The sequence below is a fragment of the Streptomyces sp. NPDC087270 genome (assembly GCF_044744625.1).
Classification (GTDB): domain Bacteria; phylum Actinomycetota; class Actinomycetes; order Streptomycetales; family Streptomycetaceae; genus Actinacidiphila.
In genome coordinates this window covers 471,819-485,366 of record NZ_JBIUYR010000002.1, presented here as the reverse complement: position 1 = coordinate 485,366, position 13,548 = coordinate 471,819, and the positions used below count along the sequence as shown (strand labels likewise).

Below are 13,548 nucleotides of genomic sequence, written 5' to 3'. Positions count from 1 at the left end.
CCGCTCCGACTGCCGTGATCGTCGCCGTGCCCTTCGTGCCTGCCCTGCCTGCCCTGCCCGTTCTGCTCAGCGTGGCCCGCGTGTTCCGCGTGTTCCGCGTGTTCCGCGTGTCCCGGGTGTCCCGCGCGTGCGCCGTGCCGGCCGAGCCCGCCGTACGCGTCGGAACACCCCTTCCCTTATTTGTACTTCGGTTGCGGCGGTCCCGTGACGTCCGGCAGGTCCTTGGCGAGCCAGGTCTGGTACTGGTGCATCCACTCGCTGCTCGCGCCGCCCGCCTCGTAGGCCACCAGCACCTGGTTGACCCGGCGCACCAGGTCCTGGTCGTCCAGGTTCATGGCCACACCGTACGGCTCCTCGGTGACGGGAGTTCCCACCAGGTGCACGGTCGGGTCCTGCGCGGCCTGTCCCGCGGCGAGCGCGTTGTCGGTGAACACCGCGTCGACCATGCCGAGTTGCAGCAGCACCAGGCAGTCCAGCTGGTTGTCGACCAGCTTGATCCTCGCGCCGTGTGCACCCTGCTTCAGCTTGGCCTCCCCGGTCGAACTCGACGCGGTGCACACCGTCTTGCCCTTGAGGCTGTCGTTGTACCCGGTGATCGGCGAGTCCTTCGGGACCAGCAGTTGCTGACCGGCTTCGAAGTAGGCGATGGAGAAGGCCACGTCCTTCAACCGGGAGCAGGTGATGGACATGGTGCGCACCACCATGTCCACCTTGTGCTGCTGTATGTCGGTCACCCGCTTGTTCGTCGGCACGGTCAGGTACTGCACCTTCGCCGAACTGCCCAGGATGTTCTGGGCGATGGCCTTCACGATCTCGATGTCGAAGCCCGCGATGGCGCCGGTCTCCGGGTCGCGGAAGCCCCACAGGTAGCTGTTCTGGTCCACGCCGACGATCAGCCGCCCGCGCTTCTTGATCCGTTCCACGGCGGCACCGTCGGTGGAGCCGGACGACGGCGACAGGCTCGCCTCGGGCGTGGTGCAGGTGCCGGAGTCGGTGGCGGCGGCGTCCCGCGCGTGCGCGACCGGCCCGCCGCTCGCGGGCGACGACGTACGCCCTGCCCCCGAGGCGCCGCCGAACGGCCCGACGCCCAGCGGGCTCAGCGCCGCCGTGACGGTCAGCGCGCAGGCCGCCGCCATCGCCGCGACCCCGCCCCATCCACGTGCCGTACGGCTCACCGCGACCTCCCTCGTCTCCACCCGGCCGGACCGGCCCCACCCTCGGTACGTTCGCACGCCGCTCACCGGTACTCCGACAGGCGCCGCCCGATGCCGATCAGCGCGGCGCCCGCGGCGAGCGCGGCCAGCAGGCCCGCGCCGTACGGCAGCAGCGACAGCGCGCCGCGGCCGTCGGTCGCGGACTGGTGGAACTCCTTCTGCTCCTGCGCGACGGCCTTGCCCAGGCTGGTGTCGACCGCGCTGAAACTCTCCTGCGTGGTGTTCGCCACCGTGAACTCGCCGCCGCTGTTCTTCACGCCGATCACCTCGGCGACCGCGGTGGTGTAGTCGCCGCCGTCGTCGGCCGCGCGCTCGCGGGTGTGCCGCTGCCGCCACGCGCTCGCGTTCTCGATCGCGGAGCGCACCGGGGCGCGGCCCGCCTCCTTGTCGGCGAGCGCCAGCGCCTGGGCCAGCTCGCCGCCGCCCTTCGCGCTCGCGGCGGTGGACTTGCCGGCCAGCGTGGCCATCTCCTTCTCGAACTTCGACTCGTACTCGCCGCCGGAACCGCGCGCCACCAGCGTGAGGTTCTCGTCGCCGCGGGCCTGGAGCACCGCGATCCGGGCGTTGTTGAGCACCTGCATCGACTTCGCGCCGTGCGTGTACGAGTCGGCGAGCTCGGTACGGGCCAGGGTGTGCGCCGCGACCAGCCACAGCAGCACCACCGCGGACGCCGCGGTCGCGGTCAGCATGCCCCGGTTGAACACCCGGTTGGTACGGCGGTAGTGGCGGCGCTGCGCCCACACCAGCGCGGCCAGCGCGATCACGCCCAGCGCCCACGACGCGTACGGCAGCGCCTTCGCGTCGGAGTAGTCGGAGCCCAGCCGGGCGTTCTCGGCCTGGTACAGCTTGTCGGCCGCGTCCAGCAGGCCGCCCTGCTTGCGCATCTGCGTGTCGGCGTACCGCAGGTAGGCGCCGCCCAGCGGCAGGCCCTGCCGGTTGTCTGCCTGCGCGGTCGCCACCAGCTCGGTGTACTGCGGGAGGTGGCTGTTCAGCGTGGCGATCTGGGTGCGGGCCTCCTGCGAGCCCGCGCTGTTCGCGGCGGCGTCGGCGATCAGCTTGGCGGCCGTGGTGATGTCCCTCTGGTAGCGGTCGGACACCTCCTTCGGCTCCTCGCCGCCGACCAGGAAGCCGCCCGCGACGGTGGCGTCCGCGTCCGCGAGGGAGCGGTAGATCTCGGCGGCGTTCGCGCTCAACGGGGCGCTGTGGTCGATCACGTGGCCCGCGGCGGACTGCCGTTCGGCGACCTGCCACGCGGTGACGGCGCCGAACGCGATGACGAGGACGGCGAGGACCGCGCCGATCAGGCGGAGCCGGCCGGGCTCGGTGGTGGTCGCCGCGCGGAGCCGGGCCGTGGACTCCGCCCAGGCGCGGCGCGGGGCCGCTCCCGGTGCGGCGGCGTGCTCCGGCTGCACCCCGGGGTGCGGCCCACCGGTCAATCCCCCTGCGTACCCCTGGACCTGGCTTCGGCCTTGGCTCTGCACAGGCACGCCACCTGTCGGCGTCTGCGTCACGCGCCCTCCCCACGATGCGGTCAGCTTGCAGCAGCAGTATGGCTGCCGCCGCCTACCTCTGCACACGCCTCCGGCGGCTGCACGGTTCCGTGGGCACCCTTTGCCCGAGAGGGTGCCCACTTCCCGGCACGGGGGTGCCCTGATGGGGCGCGGGGCTATGCCTGTTCAGCCGTCCATCGGCCGGTGGCCTGGATGCGACTTCGGCTGCCCCTTCTGGCCGGTGGCGAACTGACGCGCCGTCGTGGCTGGTCGCGCAGTTCCCCGCGCCCCTTGGTGGTGGGTGGTTGCGCGGTTTCCCGCGCCCCTTGGTGGTGGGTGGTTGCGCGGTTTTCCGGGCCCCTTGGGGGTGGCTGGTCGCGCAGTTTCCCGGGCGCCTTGGGGGTGGCTGGTTGCGCGGTTTCCCGCGCCCCTTGGGGGTGGCTGGTCGCTGTGGGGGGAGGTTCGCCGTTCGGGGGCGCGGGGAACTGCGCGACCAGCCCTCCACGGGCCGGTGGTCCCGGGGCGGACGGGACATCCGTCCCCGGGGGGACAGGGGCGCCCTACGGGTAGTGGGTGCGGAGGGTGGACTGGGCGGAAGCGGGAGCGGAGGTGTGGTCGAGGCCGAGGAGGGCCGCCCCGAGCACCGGGGGCGCCGTGACCACGTGGGCGCGGGCTTTGGGCGCGGTCGAGGCGAGCCCCGCGGTGATCCCGCCCATGAGACGGGGATTGCTCGCGGCCATGACACCACCCCCGAGGACGACGTCGGCCTCGTCGTCGAGGAGGTCGAGCCGCCGGAGCGCGACCGTCGCGAGGCAGACGATCTCCTCGGCCTGCCGGTCGACCACGGAGCAGGCGACCGGATCACCGGCGTCGGCGGTGGCGAAGAGCACGGGCGTGAGTTCGTACCGCCGTACGTACGGTATGCGTTCCAGGTGCAGCGCCTCGATCAGCTCGTACATCGTGCGCAGCCCGAAGTGCGCGGGCAGCGAGGTGGCGAGCGCGGTCGGCTCGCCGCGCCCGTCCTCCGCGCGCGCGGCGAAGTACAGCGCCTCCTCCGCCAGTCCGGACCCGCCGCCCCAGTCCCCGGAGATCTTCCCGATCGCGGGGAACCGCGCGGTGCGCCCGTCCGGCAGCAGGCCGACGCAGTTGATGCCGGCGCCGCACACCACGGCGACGCCGCGCGGCTGTTCGACGCCGGCCCGCAGGATCGCGAACGTGTCGTTGGCGACATACGTGCTGCGCGCCCACCCGCACGCGTGCACCGCCGCCTGCAACTGCTCTTCCTCGACCGGCAGATCGGCGTTGGCCAGGCACGCCGAGGTGTGCTCGGCCAGCGGCCGGCCGCCGCGGTCGCCGGCCGCCGGCAGCCCGGCGGCCGCGGCCGCGCGTTCCACCGCCTCGGTGACGACCGCGACGGCCGGGTCGATCCCGACGATCGGCGGCTGGAAGCCGCCGCCGCGGGCGCTGCCGAGCACCCGTCCGTCGGCGGCGACCAGCGCGACGTCGGTCTTGCTGTTGCCCGCGTCGATGGCGAGGACGCCACCGGGGACGAGCGGCTCCGAAGTCACGCCCACGCGAAGTGCTCCCGGTTGTGCGCGATCAGACGGTCCGTCAGACCTTCGGCGTACTCGTACTGCCCGATCAGCGGGTGGGCCAGCAGGGCGGCGAACACCCGGTCCCGGCCGCCGCGCAGCGCCGCTTCGAGCGCCAGGTCCTCGTACGCGGTCACGTTCGCGACCAGGCCGGCGAAGAGCGGCTCCAGCGGCGGCACCGGCAGCGGCGTGGCGCCGGTGCCGTCGACGAGCGCGGGCACCTCGATGACGGCGTCGTCGGCGAGGAAGGGCAGGGTGCCGTTGTTGTAGGTGTTGACCACCTGCACGTCGCCGCTCCACGAGGGCGACCCGGCGCGCAGCAGCGAGGAGGCGAGCGCGACGGCCGCCTCCGAGTAGAACGCGCCGCCCCGCTTGGACAGCAGCTCCGGCTTCTCGTCGAGCGCCGGGTCGCCGTACATCTCCAGCAGCTGCTTCTCCATCGCGGCGACCTCGCTGGCCCGCGACGGCTTGCTGCCCAACTCCCGCACCACCGCGTCGTGCTGGTAGAAGTAGCGCAGGTAGTACGACGGGACGACGCCGAGCCGGTCCACGATCCCGCGCGGCATGTGCAGGTCCTCGGCGATGGCGTCGCCGTGCTCGGCGAGCAGCTTGGGCAGCAGGTTCTCGCCGTCCGGGCCGCCCAGCCGCACCCCGCGCTCCCAGGTGAGGTGGTTGAGCCCCACGTGGTCGAGGTGCACCTGCTCGGGTGCCACGTCCAGCAGCCGCGCGAACTTGCGCTGGAAGCCGATGGCCACGTTGCACAGCCCGACCGCCTTGTGCCCGGCCTGGAGCAGCGCCCGGGTCACGATGCCGACCGGGTTGGTGAAGTCGATGATCCAGGCGTCCGGCGCGGCCCTGCGCACCTGCTCGGCGATGTCCAGCACCACCGGCACCGTGCGCATCGCCTTGGCGAGGCCGCCCGCGCCGGTGGTCTCCTGGCCGATGCAGCCGCACTCCAGCGGCCACATCTCGTCCTGGTTGCGCGCCGCCTGCCCGCCGACCCGCAGCTGGAGCAGCACCGCGTCGGCGCCCTCCACCCCGGCGGCCACGTTGTCGGTGGTGACGATCCGCCCGGGGTGGCCCTGCTTCGCGAAGATCCGCCGGGCCAGCCCGCCGACCAGCTCCAGCCGGTCCGCGGCCGGGTCGATCAGTACCAGTTCCTCCACTGGCAGGGTGTCGCGCAACCGCGCGAACCCGTCGATGAGTTCGGGTGTGTATGTGGACCCGCCGCCCACGACCGCCAGTTTCATCCCTTGACTCCTGTCAGGGTCACGCCTTCGATGAAGGCTTTTTGAGCGAAGAAGAAGACCACGATCACCGGGGCCATCACCAGAACGGTGGCCGCCATGGTCAGATTCCAGTTGGTGTGGTGGGCGCCCTTGAAGGACTCCAATCCGTAACTGAGGGTCCACGCCGCCGGGTTGGAACTGGCGTAGATCTGCGGGCCGAAGTAGTCGTTCCAGCAGTAGAAGAACTGGAAGAGGGCGACCGCGGCGATCGCCGGGCGGATCATCGGGACGATCACGGTGAGCAGGGTGCGCAGTTCGCCGCAGCCGTCGACCTTGGCCGCCTCGGTGTACTCCTTGGGGATGGTCAGCAGGAACTGGCGCAGCAGGAAGATGGTGAAGGCGTCACCGAAGGCCATCGGGATGATCAGCGGCCACAGCGTGCCGTCCATGTGCAGCTGCTTGGTCCAGAACAGGTACATCGGGATGATGATCACCTGGGGCGGCAGCATCATGGTGGAGATCACCAGCACCATGATCAGATTGCGGCCGCGGAAGCGGAACTTCGCCAGCGCGTAGGCGACCGGCAGCGACGACACGACGGTCAGCACGGTGCCGGCCACCGAGTAGACCAGGGTGTTGCGCCACCAGGTCAGGAAGCCCGGAGTGTCCCAGACGGTACGGAAGTTGGACCACTCGAAGGGGTGCGGCCACAGCGACCGGGTGAGCGCCTGGTTGTCGCTCATCAGCGCGGTGAGCACCACGAAGACGAACGGCAGCACGAAGAACGCGGCCGCGGCGATGCCCAGCGAGTGCACGCCGATCCAGTGCAGGGTGCGCCTGCGCCGGGCGGCCTTGAGGGCGCGGGGGTCGGGGGCGTGGCCGGTGCGGGACGGCGCCGATCCGGCGGCGAGGGTGGTGTCGGTCATGTGCGTCATCTCGGGTCAGTCCTCCGCGGCCAGGAAGCCGCTGCGGCGCCGCATCAGCAGGGCCGTGAACGCCATCGCCAGCGCGAACAGCACCAGGGCGACCACGCACGCGGAGCCGTAGTCGAAGCGCTGGAAGCCCAGGTTGTAGACGAGTTGCGGCAGGGTCAGGGTGGACTTGTCGGGGTAGCCCGGCTCGAACTGCTGGCCGGAGTTGCCGATGATGCCGGAGGCGACCTTCCCGGCGACCAGTGGCTGCGTGTAGTACTGCATGGTCTGGATGACGCCGGTGACCACCGCGAACATCACGATCGGCGAGATGTTCGGCAGCGTGACGTACCGGAACCGGGACCAGGGGCCCGCGCCGTCCAACTCGGCTGCCTCGTACTGCTCCTTGGGGACGTCGAGCAGCGCGGCCATGAAGATGACCATCAGGTCGCCGATGCCCCACAGCGCCAGCGTGGTGAGCGCGGGCTTGGCCCAGTGCGGGTCGGTGAACCAGCCCGGGGTGGGCAGTCCGAGCCCGCCGAGGATGTTGTTCACCGGGCCGGTGCCGGGGTTGAGCAGGAAGACGAACGCCATGGTGGCGGCGACCGGCGGGGCCAGGTACGGCAGGTAGAACGCGGTACGGAACAGGCCCGCGCCGGTCTTGATCTTCGTGATCAGCATGCCGATGCCCAGCCCGAAGATCACCCGGAGGGTGACCATCACGATGACCAGCCACAGCGTGTTGCGCAGTGCCGGCCAGAACAGCGGGTACTGCGTGAAGACGTACGACCAGTTCTTCCCGCCGGTCCACGTCGGCGGGTTGAAGCCGTTGTAGTGCATGAACGAGAAGTAGACGGTGGACAGCAGCGGGTAGGCGAAGAAGACGGCGAACCCGATGATCCACGGGGAGAGGAACGCGAGGTTCCGCAGGGCGGCTTTTCTGCGCTTGGCGCGCAGCAGGGGGTGGACGGCGCTCATCACTTGGCCTGCGCGATGTCCTTGTCGACCTGCGTGTCGACGCCTTCGAGCCCGGACTTGAGGTTCTTGGACTTGCCGGACTCGTAGTCGTAGCCGAAGTCCTGCAACGTCACCTGGTAGGCGCCGCCGTTGACGCTCGGCGGGGTGGTGGTGCTGGCCGGGTTCAGCGCGATGTCGATGAAGGTCTTGAAGCCCGGGTCCTGGTCGAGCTTCGGGGACTTCAGCGCGGCCAGCGTGGAGGGCACGTTGTGGATCGCGTTGGCGAAGGAGACGACCGCGTCGGTGTCGGTGGTCATGAACTTCACCAGCTCCCAGGCGGCGTTCTTCTTGGTGCTGGTGTTGGCGATGCCGACGATGGTGCCGGTGACGTAGCCCTTGCCGTAGCTGCTCGCCTGGTTGTCGGGCACCGGGAAGGGCGCCACGCCCAGGTCGTTCATGCCGGCGTCCTTGGCCATGCCCAGCCGCCACTCGCCGTCGATGCCCATCGCCACCTGGCCGGTCTGCAGCGGGTTCTTCGCGCCGAACTCGTCACCGAAGGTGTTGCGGTACTTCTCCAGCTTGGAGAAGCCACCGAGCGACTTCACCATGTCCTGCTGCCAGTTGAACATCGCGGCGAAGCCGGGGTCCGACGCCATCTGGGCCTTGCCGTTGGCGTCGAAATAGTGCACGCCCCACTGGGCGGCGAAGTGGCCCGGGGTGGACTCGTAGCCGTGGAAGTCCGGCATGAAGCCGAGCTGGGAGTAGGAGTCGCCCTTGGACTTGGTCAACTTCACGGCGTCGGCCTTGAGTTCCGACATCGTCTTGGGCGGGGCGGAGATGCCGGCGTCGGCGAACTCCTTCTTGTTGTAGTACAGCCCGTACGCGTCGCCCAGCAGCGGCAGCGTGCACTGCACGCCGTTGAACTGGGTGTACTCCTGCATCGTCTTCGGGAACGTGGTCGCCGTGTCGATCTTCGACTTCTTCAGGAACGGCGAGAGGTCGGTGAGCGCGCCGGAGGAGCAGAACTGGCCGACGTTGTCGGTGGTGAAGGAGGACACCACGTCGGGGGCCTTGCTGCCGCCGGCCCGCAGCGCCTGGTTGATCTTGTCGTCGGTGATGTTGCTCTGCACCTTGACGTGGATGTTCGGGTGCAGCTTCTCGAAGCGGGCGACGTTGTCGTTGATCGCCTTCAACTCGTTGGGCGCGGACCAGCCGTGCCAGAAGTTGATGGTCACGTCCTTGCTGGCGTCGTCGGTGGCGCCGGAAGAGCTCTGGCCGGTACACGCGCTCGCGAGCAGGGATATCGCGGCGGCGGCGGCGACGGCCGCGGCCTTCGTCAGACGGGACACTGCGCTTTACCTCCGGGAGGTGGGGGTGGGGGCGGGGCGGTTGAGGGTGTGCGGTGCCGACGGGACGGCGCGTGGCTGCCGTTCCGCTGTTCTCGGCGGGTGCGATGTGGTGCGGTGTGCTGCGGTGCGGGTGTCGGGCTCGGCGGGTGCGGGTGCGGGTGCGGGTGCGGGCGTACGGGGCTGCGGGTGGCGGTCGGTCGGCGGCAGGCGGTCGGCGGCGGCGGGCGGGGACGGGTCAGCGCGAGGTGTCGAACACCTCGTCGCGGGTGGTGGCGAGCGCGCTTTCCAGGGCGCCGCTGAGTACGGGATGCATCTCGACCGTGCCGAGCACCAACCGGGGCCGGGGTACGGCCAGTTCGGCCAGCTCGGCCTGGATCATGGCGCGCAGCGGCTCGCCGCCGGCCACCGTCACGTTCCCGGCCAGCACGATCAGCTCCGGGTCGAGCACCGCGACGATCGAGGCCAGGCCGATGGCGTGGCCGGTGGCGCAGCGGGCGAGCAACTCGGCGTAGGGACCGGTGGGTTCCCCGCTGCCGTCCTCACCCGCCGCCTCCTCGTAGTACGCGGCCGCGCGGCACAGCACCGCGGTCGCGGCGTCCTCCAGGCTGCCCTCGGGGATGTCGAGGCCCAGTTCACGGGCGGTCCGCAGCACCGCGTTGCACCCGGCCAGCTCCTGGAAGCCGCCGTTGTTCGCCTTGACGACGTTGCGGACCAGGGGGGTGCCGGGCACCGGCAGGAAGCCGACCTCGCCGGCGCCGCCGGTCCAGCCGCGGTGCAGCTTGCCGCCTATCACGAACGCGGCGCCGATGCCCTCCTCGTTCCACAGCAGCGCGAAGTCGCCGTGCCCGCGGGCCGAGCCGATGCGCTGCTCGGCGACCGCGGCGAGGTTCACGTCGTTGTCGTACTCCAGTGGCATCGGCAGCGCGGCGGCCAGCTCGTCGAGCAGGCTGGGGGAGTGCCAGCCGGGCAGGTGGCTGGCGTAGCGCAGCCGTCCGGTGCTCGGGTCGAACGCGCCGGGCGTCCCGATCACCAGCCGGTGCAGGTCGGAGCGGTTCAGCCCGGCGGCCTTCACCGCGCCCTCCAGCGCCCGCAGCACGTGCTCCACCGCGCTGCCCGCGCGGTGGCTCGGCGTGGGCAGCCGGAAGTCGCCCACGGTGCGGCCGGTGATGTCGGCGACCGCGGCCCTGATCCGCTCGGTCTTCACGTCCAGGCCGGCGACGTAGGCGGCGGCCGGATTCACCGAGTACAGCTGGGCGTTGGGCCCCGGGCGGCCCGCGGTGGTGCCGGTGGCGAGCACCAGCCCGGCCGCCTCCAGCCGCGCGAGCAGCTGCGACGCGGTCGGCTTGGACAGCCCGGTGAGCTTGCCGATCCGGGTCCGGGACAGCGTTCCGTGCTCCAGCAGGAGGTCGAGCGCGGCGCGGTCGTTCATGGCGCGCAGTACGCGCGGCGTTCCTGGGGTGCCAGCCATGCGCGCCATCCTCCCTCAGTTCACTGTTAGGAAACTTTCCTATTGGCGAATGTCAAGGTAGGCCCGCTGTCAGTGGAGCGTCAAGGGGGCTCGGCGCAGCCTCGTCCAACTCGTTACCAAGTGGGGGTGCGGCTTCGTCGTGACGCCGGTTGCGGCCCCGGGCGGCGGGGGTCGGTCGGCCGCCGGTCGCGGCGTCAGCGCGCGCGGGTGGTGGCCAGGCCCAGGGCCTGGCGGACGGCGCGCTCCTGCGGCACGGAGTTCTCGCCCTGGAGGGTGTGCGTCGTGCGCTTGATGCCGGTCGGGGACGCGCTCTCGGAGGCGTCGCGCCACTGCGCGGCGAGCGCGCGGACCCGCTGGAGCAGCGCGTTGGCCGGACCCTGGGCACTGGCCGGCCAGTGGTGCCCGTCGAGCAGTTGTGCCTCGGTCGTGAACGAGTCGGCCACTCCGGCCGCCCACAACTGGTAGGAGCTCAGGTCGTCCTCGCCCTGCGACCGCGGGGTCGTTGCGAGGGCGGACTCCGGCCGGTCGGCGGCGTCGAGGTAGGTGTACTGGTCGGGGCGCAGCGAGGTCTTGTCGTGGCGCAGCACCGTCGTGGTCGGGGAGCCGCCGCGCGGCACCCAGTAGCAGATGATGTCCTGGTCGCCCGCCGCCCACTCCGCCCGCGTCGGCAGCAGCGACCGGGCCAGGTCCACGGTCGGGGAGAGCGTCCAGCTGTCCATGTCGTAGGCGGTGACGAGGTTCTTGCAGTCAGCCTCGGCGGTGCCGGTCAGGTCGTCCGGGGCGGGGTAGGGAAGGTGGCCCTGGGAGAAGGTGAACCGGCCGTACACCTCCGCGGTGTGCGGCTGCGTGCAGGGCACGATGTGTACGGGCGCGAGCGGCATCGTGGCGCCGATGAGGGTGAGGGTGCGGTCCGCCGTGAAGCAGTCGCCGAGGGCCAGGTGCCGGGGGTCGGGGTCGGCGGTGTGCGGGTTCGGGGTCGGCGTGCTTGCCGTAGGAGCGGCGGCGCGGTGCTGGTGGTGCGGTGCGGCGCCCTGGCACGACGCCAGCGCGAGCGGGACGAGGAGGGCCGCCGTGGCGGCCCTGGACACGCGACGGACGGTCGACCGGCTCATCCCCAGATCCCCCCAGATCCTCGCGCCACCGCGTGGCGGGCCCGACGACCGTACCGCCCGGCCGGTCACCGTGTCAGGGCGATTCCGCCGCGGGGCCGGACCTTTCCGCCGGCGGGGCCGGGCGCTTGCGCCGGGTGCGCCCGCTCAGCGGCGCTGGCGGTCGGAGTAACTGCGCACCGCGCGAAGGAAGTCCAGCTCGCGGAAGGCGGGCCAGTACGCCTCGCAGAAGTACAGCTCCGCGTAAGCGCTCTGCCACAGCAGGAAGTTCGACATGCGCTGCTCGCCGCTGGTGCGGATGACCAGGTCGGGGTCGGGCTGCCCGGCGGTGTAGAGGTGCCTCGCCACGTCCTCGACGTCGATCTCCTCGGCGAGTTCGCCCAGCGTCCGGCCGGACTCCGCCTGCTCGTAGAGGTGTTCGCGCAGCGCGTCGACCACCTCCTGGCGGCCGCCGTAGCCGATGGCGAGCGTGACGTGTGCCCCGGTGGCGCAGTCGCGGGTCACCTCGACGGCCTCCTTGAGCACCTCGGCCGTACGGTCGGGCAGCGCGTCCAGCGAGCCGGCGATGTGCATCTGCCGGCGGGAGTCCGGGCGGGCGAGGCGCCGGCCCACCAGGTCCTCGATCAGGCCCATCAGGAAGGCCACTTCGGCGCTGTCGCGGCGGGCCAGGTTCTCCGTGGAGCAGACGAAGACGGTCACGTGCCGGATGTCCAGGCGGTCGCACCAGGACAGCACGTCCTCGACGTGCTCGCCGCCGGCCTTGTGCCCCAGGCTCGGGTTGGCGATGCCCATCTGCCGGGCCCAGCGCCGGTTGCCGTCCATGATCAGCCCGATGTGCCGCGGCAGTGGCGCGGACGCGGCGACCCGGCGGCGCAACCGCCGCGTGTAGAGGGCGTAGAGAGGGTCGGCCATGCGCATGCCGCGGTCCTTCCGGAGGAGTGCGGAACCTGTCAGCGGACCCGCCATAATACGAAACGATGACACGCGCCGCGTGTTACGTCCCGCGGGCCGGAATTCGGCACCCGGGTGCGCGGCGTCCCGAGCGCGTCGCCCGCGGTCCCCTGGCCGCCGGCGGCCTGCCGGGCACCCGGCACCCCGGACACCCGGCTCGCCGGGAACCGTCCCCCACCCACCCTCCGGTGCACAGGAGTTGACCCCATGCGGACGAACGACGCCCAGATGCTGGTGCTGAGCGCGCTGGCCGACGGGCCCCTGCACGGGTACGCCGTCAACAGCGCGGTCGAACGGATGACCGGGGCGCGGCTCGGCCGGGGCAGCCTGTCCGGCGCGCTGGCCCGGCTGGCGGCGAAGCGGCTCGTGGAGTACCTGGACAACCGGCCGGGGCAGCGGCAGCGCCCGCTGCGGCTCACCGCCGCCGGGCGGGAGGTGCTCGCCCGCGAGGCGCGGTCGCTGGCCAGGACCGCGGACGCCGTGTTCGAGGCGGCCGTGCCCGACCGGATCGCCTACCAGGACCGGCTGGCCGCCACCGGCGCCGCCCGCGCGTACAAGCGCGCCGCGCTCGACACCCTCGCGATACGGCCCGGCCACACCGTCCTCGACCTCGGTTGCGGCCCCGGCACGGACCTGCCCGCCCTCGCGGACGAGGCCGGCCCGGGCGGCACCGTGCTCGGCGTCGACCGCGACCCCGACATGGCCGCCCGGGCCCGTACCCGTACCGCCCTCCTTCCTTCCACCCACGTCCAACTGGCCGACCTGCACGCCCTTCCCTTCCCCGACGCGACCGTCGACCGGGCGCACACCGACCGGGTCCTCCAGCACGTGGCCGACCCCGCCCGCGCGCTCGCCGAGGCCCGCCGCGTCCTGCGCCCGGGCGGACTGCTGGTGATGGCCGAACCCGACTGGGAGACCCTCTCCATCGACCACCCCGACCTCGACCTCACCCGCGCCTACACCCGCCACCTCACCGACCGCGTGGTCCGCAACGGCGCCATCGGCCGCCAACTCCCGCGCCTGGCCGCCGCCGCGGGCTTCACCGTCCCCGCGGTCCTCCCCGTCCCCACCGTCTTCCGCGACCTGCGCACCGCCGACCAGGTCCTCGGCCTCCAACGCACCACCGAACGCGCCCTCGCCGCCGGCTACTTCACCCCCCACACCGCCGCCGCCTTCCTCGACCACCTCACCCACGCCCCCTTCTTCGCCGCGGTCACCCTCCACATCACCACCGCCCAATCCCCACCCACCCCCTGACCCGTCCGAGGCGGCCCCGCC

General features: G+C 71.9%; 11 protein-coding genes. 1 reads left to right on the top strand and 10 read right to left on the bottom strand.

From position 1 onward, the window contains the following. Positions 1–176 precede the first annotated feature (176 nt). From ACIPAE_RS05550 to uppS, 10 genes are all read right to left on the bottom strand, one after another. On the bottom strand, positions 177–1,136 hold the full coding sequence (locus ACIPAE_RS05550; protein WP_402443315.1) for a glutamate ABC transporter substrate-binding protein: 960 nt from the start codon (positions 1,134–1,136) through the stop codon (positions 177–179). Between the two features lie 101 nt (positions 1,137–1,237). After that, positions 1,238–2,650: a hypothetical protein gene (locus ACIPAE_RS05545; protein WP_402443064.1), complete on the bottom strand. Its 1,413-nt coding sequence runs from the start codon at positions 2,648–2,650 to the stop codon at positions 1,238–1,240. A 614-nt stretch (positions 2,651–3,264) separates the two neighbouring features. Further along, on the bottom strand, positions 3,265–4,278 hold the full coding sequence (locus ACIPAE_RS05540) for a BadF/BadG/BcrA/BcrD ATPase family protein (protein WP_328464273.1): 1,014 nt from the start codon (positions 4,276–4,278) through the stop codon (positions 3,265–3,267). Further along, on the bottom strand, positions 4,269–5,546 hold the full coding sequence (locus ACIPAE_RS05535; protein WP_402443062.1) for a 6-phospho-beta-glucosidase: 1,278 nt from the start codon (positions 5,544–5,546) through the stop codon (positions 4,269–4,271). The genes ACIPAE_RS05540 and ACIPAE_RS05535 overlap by 10 nt, the downstream gene beginning before the upstream one ends. Beyond that, entirely contained in the window at positions 5,543–6,451 is a 909-nt protein-coding gene (locus ACIPAE_RS05530) for a carbohydrate ABC transporter permease (RefSeq protein ID WP_328464269.1), read from the bottom strand. Before ACIPAE_RS05530 ends, ACIPAE_RS05535 begins: the two co-directional genes overlap by 4 nt. Positions 6,452–6,466: 15 nt before the next feature. Beyond that, positions 6,467–7,414 (bottom strand): sugar ABC transporter permease, encoded by a 948-nt coding sequence (locus tag ACIPAE_RS05525; RefSeq protein WP_329369321.1) that lies wholly within the window; start codon positions 7,412–7,414, stop codon positions 6,467–6,469. Continuing rightward, on the bottom strand, positions 7,414–8,742 hold the full coding sequence (locus ACIPAE_RS05520) for an ABC transporter substrate-binding protein (protein ID WP_366413810.1): 1,329 nt from the start codon (positions 8,740–8,742) through the stop codon (positions 7,414–7,416). Before ACIPAE_RS05520 ends, ACIPAE_RS05525 begins: the two co-directional genes overlap by 1 nt. Positions 8,743–8,977: 235 nt before the next feature. After that, complete coding sequence (locus tag ACIPAE_RS05515) at positions 8,978–10,219, bottom strand: ROK family protein (RefSeq protein ID WP_402443059.1); 1,242 nt, start codon at positions 10,217–10,219, stop codon at positions 8,978–8,980. 185 nt (positions 10,220–10,404) lie between these two features. Continuing rightward, the gene (locus ACIPAE_RS05510) at positions 10,405–11,298 is read right to left on the bottom strand and encodes a septum formation family protein (RefSeq protein WP_402443057.1); all 894 of its coding nucleotides are present in this window, start codon (positions 11,296–11,298) and stop codon (positions 10,405–10,407) included. A 168-nt stretch (positions 11,299–11,466) separates the two neighbouring features. Continuing rightward, complete coding sequence (gene uppS / locus ACIPAE_RS05505; protein WP_329369328.1) at positions 11,467–12,237, bottom strand: polyprenyl diphosphate synthase; 771 nt, start codon at positions 12,235–12,237, stop codon at positions 11,467–11,469. 240 nt (positions 12,238–12,477) lie between these two features. On the opposite strand from uppS, the gene ACIPAE_RS05500 reads away from it, so the two are divergent. Further along, positions 12,478–13,527: a methyltransferase domain-containing protein gene (locus ACIPAE_RS05500; RefSeq protein ID WP_402443055.1), complete on the top strand. Its 1,050-nt coding sequence runs from the start codon at positions 12,478–12,480 to the stop codon at positions 13,525–13,527. Positions 13,528–13,548 lie beyond the last annotated feature (21 nt).

Bases quoted from the DNA above. Each gene is read 5' to 3' on its own strand.
- ACIPAE_RS05530 (WP_328464269.1), bottom strand. From the start codon at position 6,451: ATGACCGACACCACCCTCGCCGCCGGATCGGCGCCGTCCCGCACCGGC.
- ACIPAE_RS05525 (WP_329369321.1), bottom strand. From the start codon at position 7,414: ATGAGCGCCGTCCACCCCCTGCTGCGCGCCAAGCGCAGAAAAGCCGCC.
- ACIPAE_RS05550 (WP_402443315.1), bottom strand. From the start codon at position 1,136: ATGGCGGCGGCCTGCGCGCTGACCGTCACGGCGGCGCTGAGCCCGCTG.
- uppS (WP_329369328.1), bottom strand. From the start codon at position 12,237: ATGCGCATGGCCGACCCTCTCTACGCCCTCTACACGCGGCGGTTGCGC.
- ACIPAE_RS05535 (WP_402443062.1), bottom strand. From the start codon at position 5,546: ATGAAACTGGCGGTCGTGGGCGGCGGGTCCACATACACACCCGAACTC.
- ACIPAE_RS05500 (WP_402443055.1), top strand. From the start codon at position 12,478: ATGCGGACGAACGACGCCCAGATGCTGGTGCTGAGCGCGCTGGCCGAC.
- ACIPAE_RS05515 (WP_402443059.1), bottom strand. From the start codon at position 10,219: ATGGCGCGCATGGCTGGCACCCCAGGAACGCCGCGCGTACTGCGCGCC.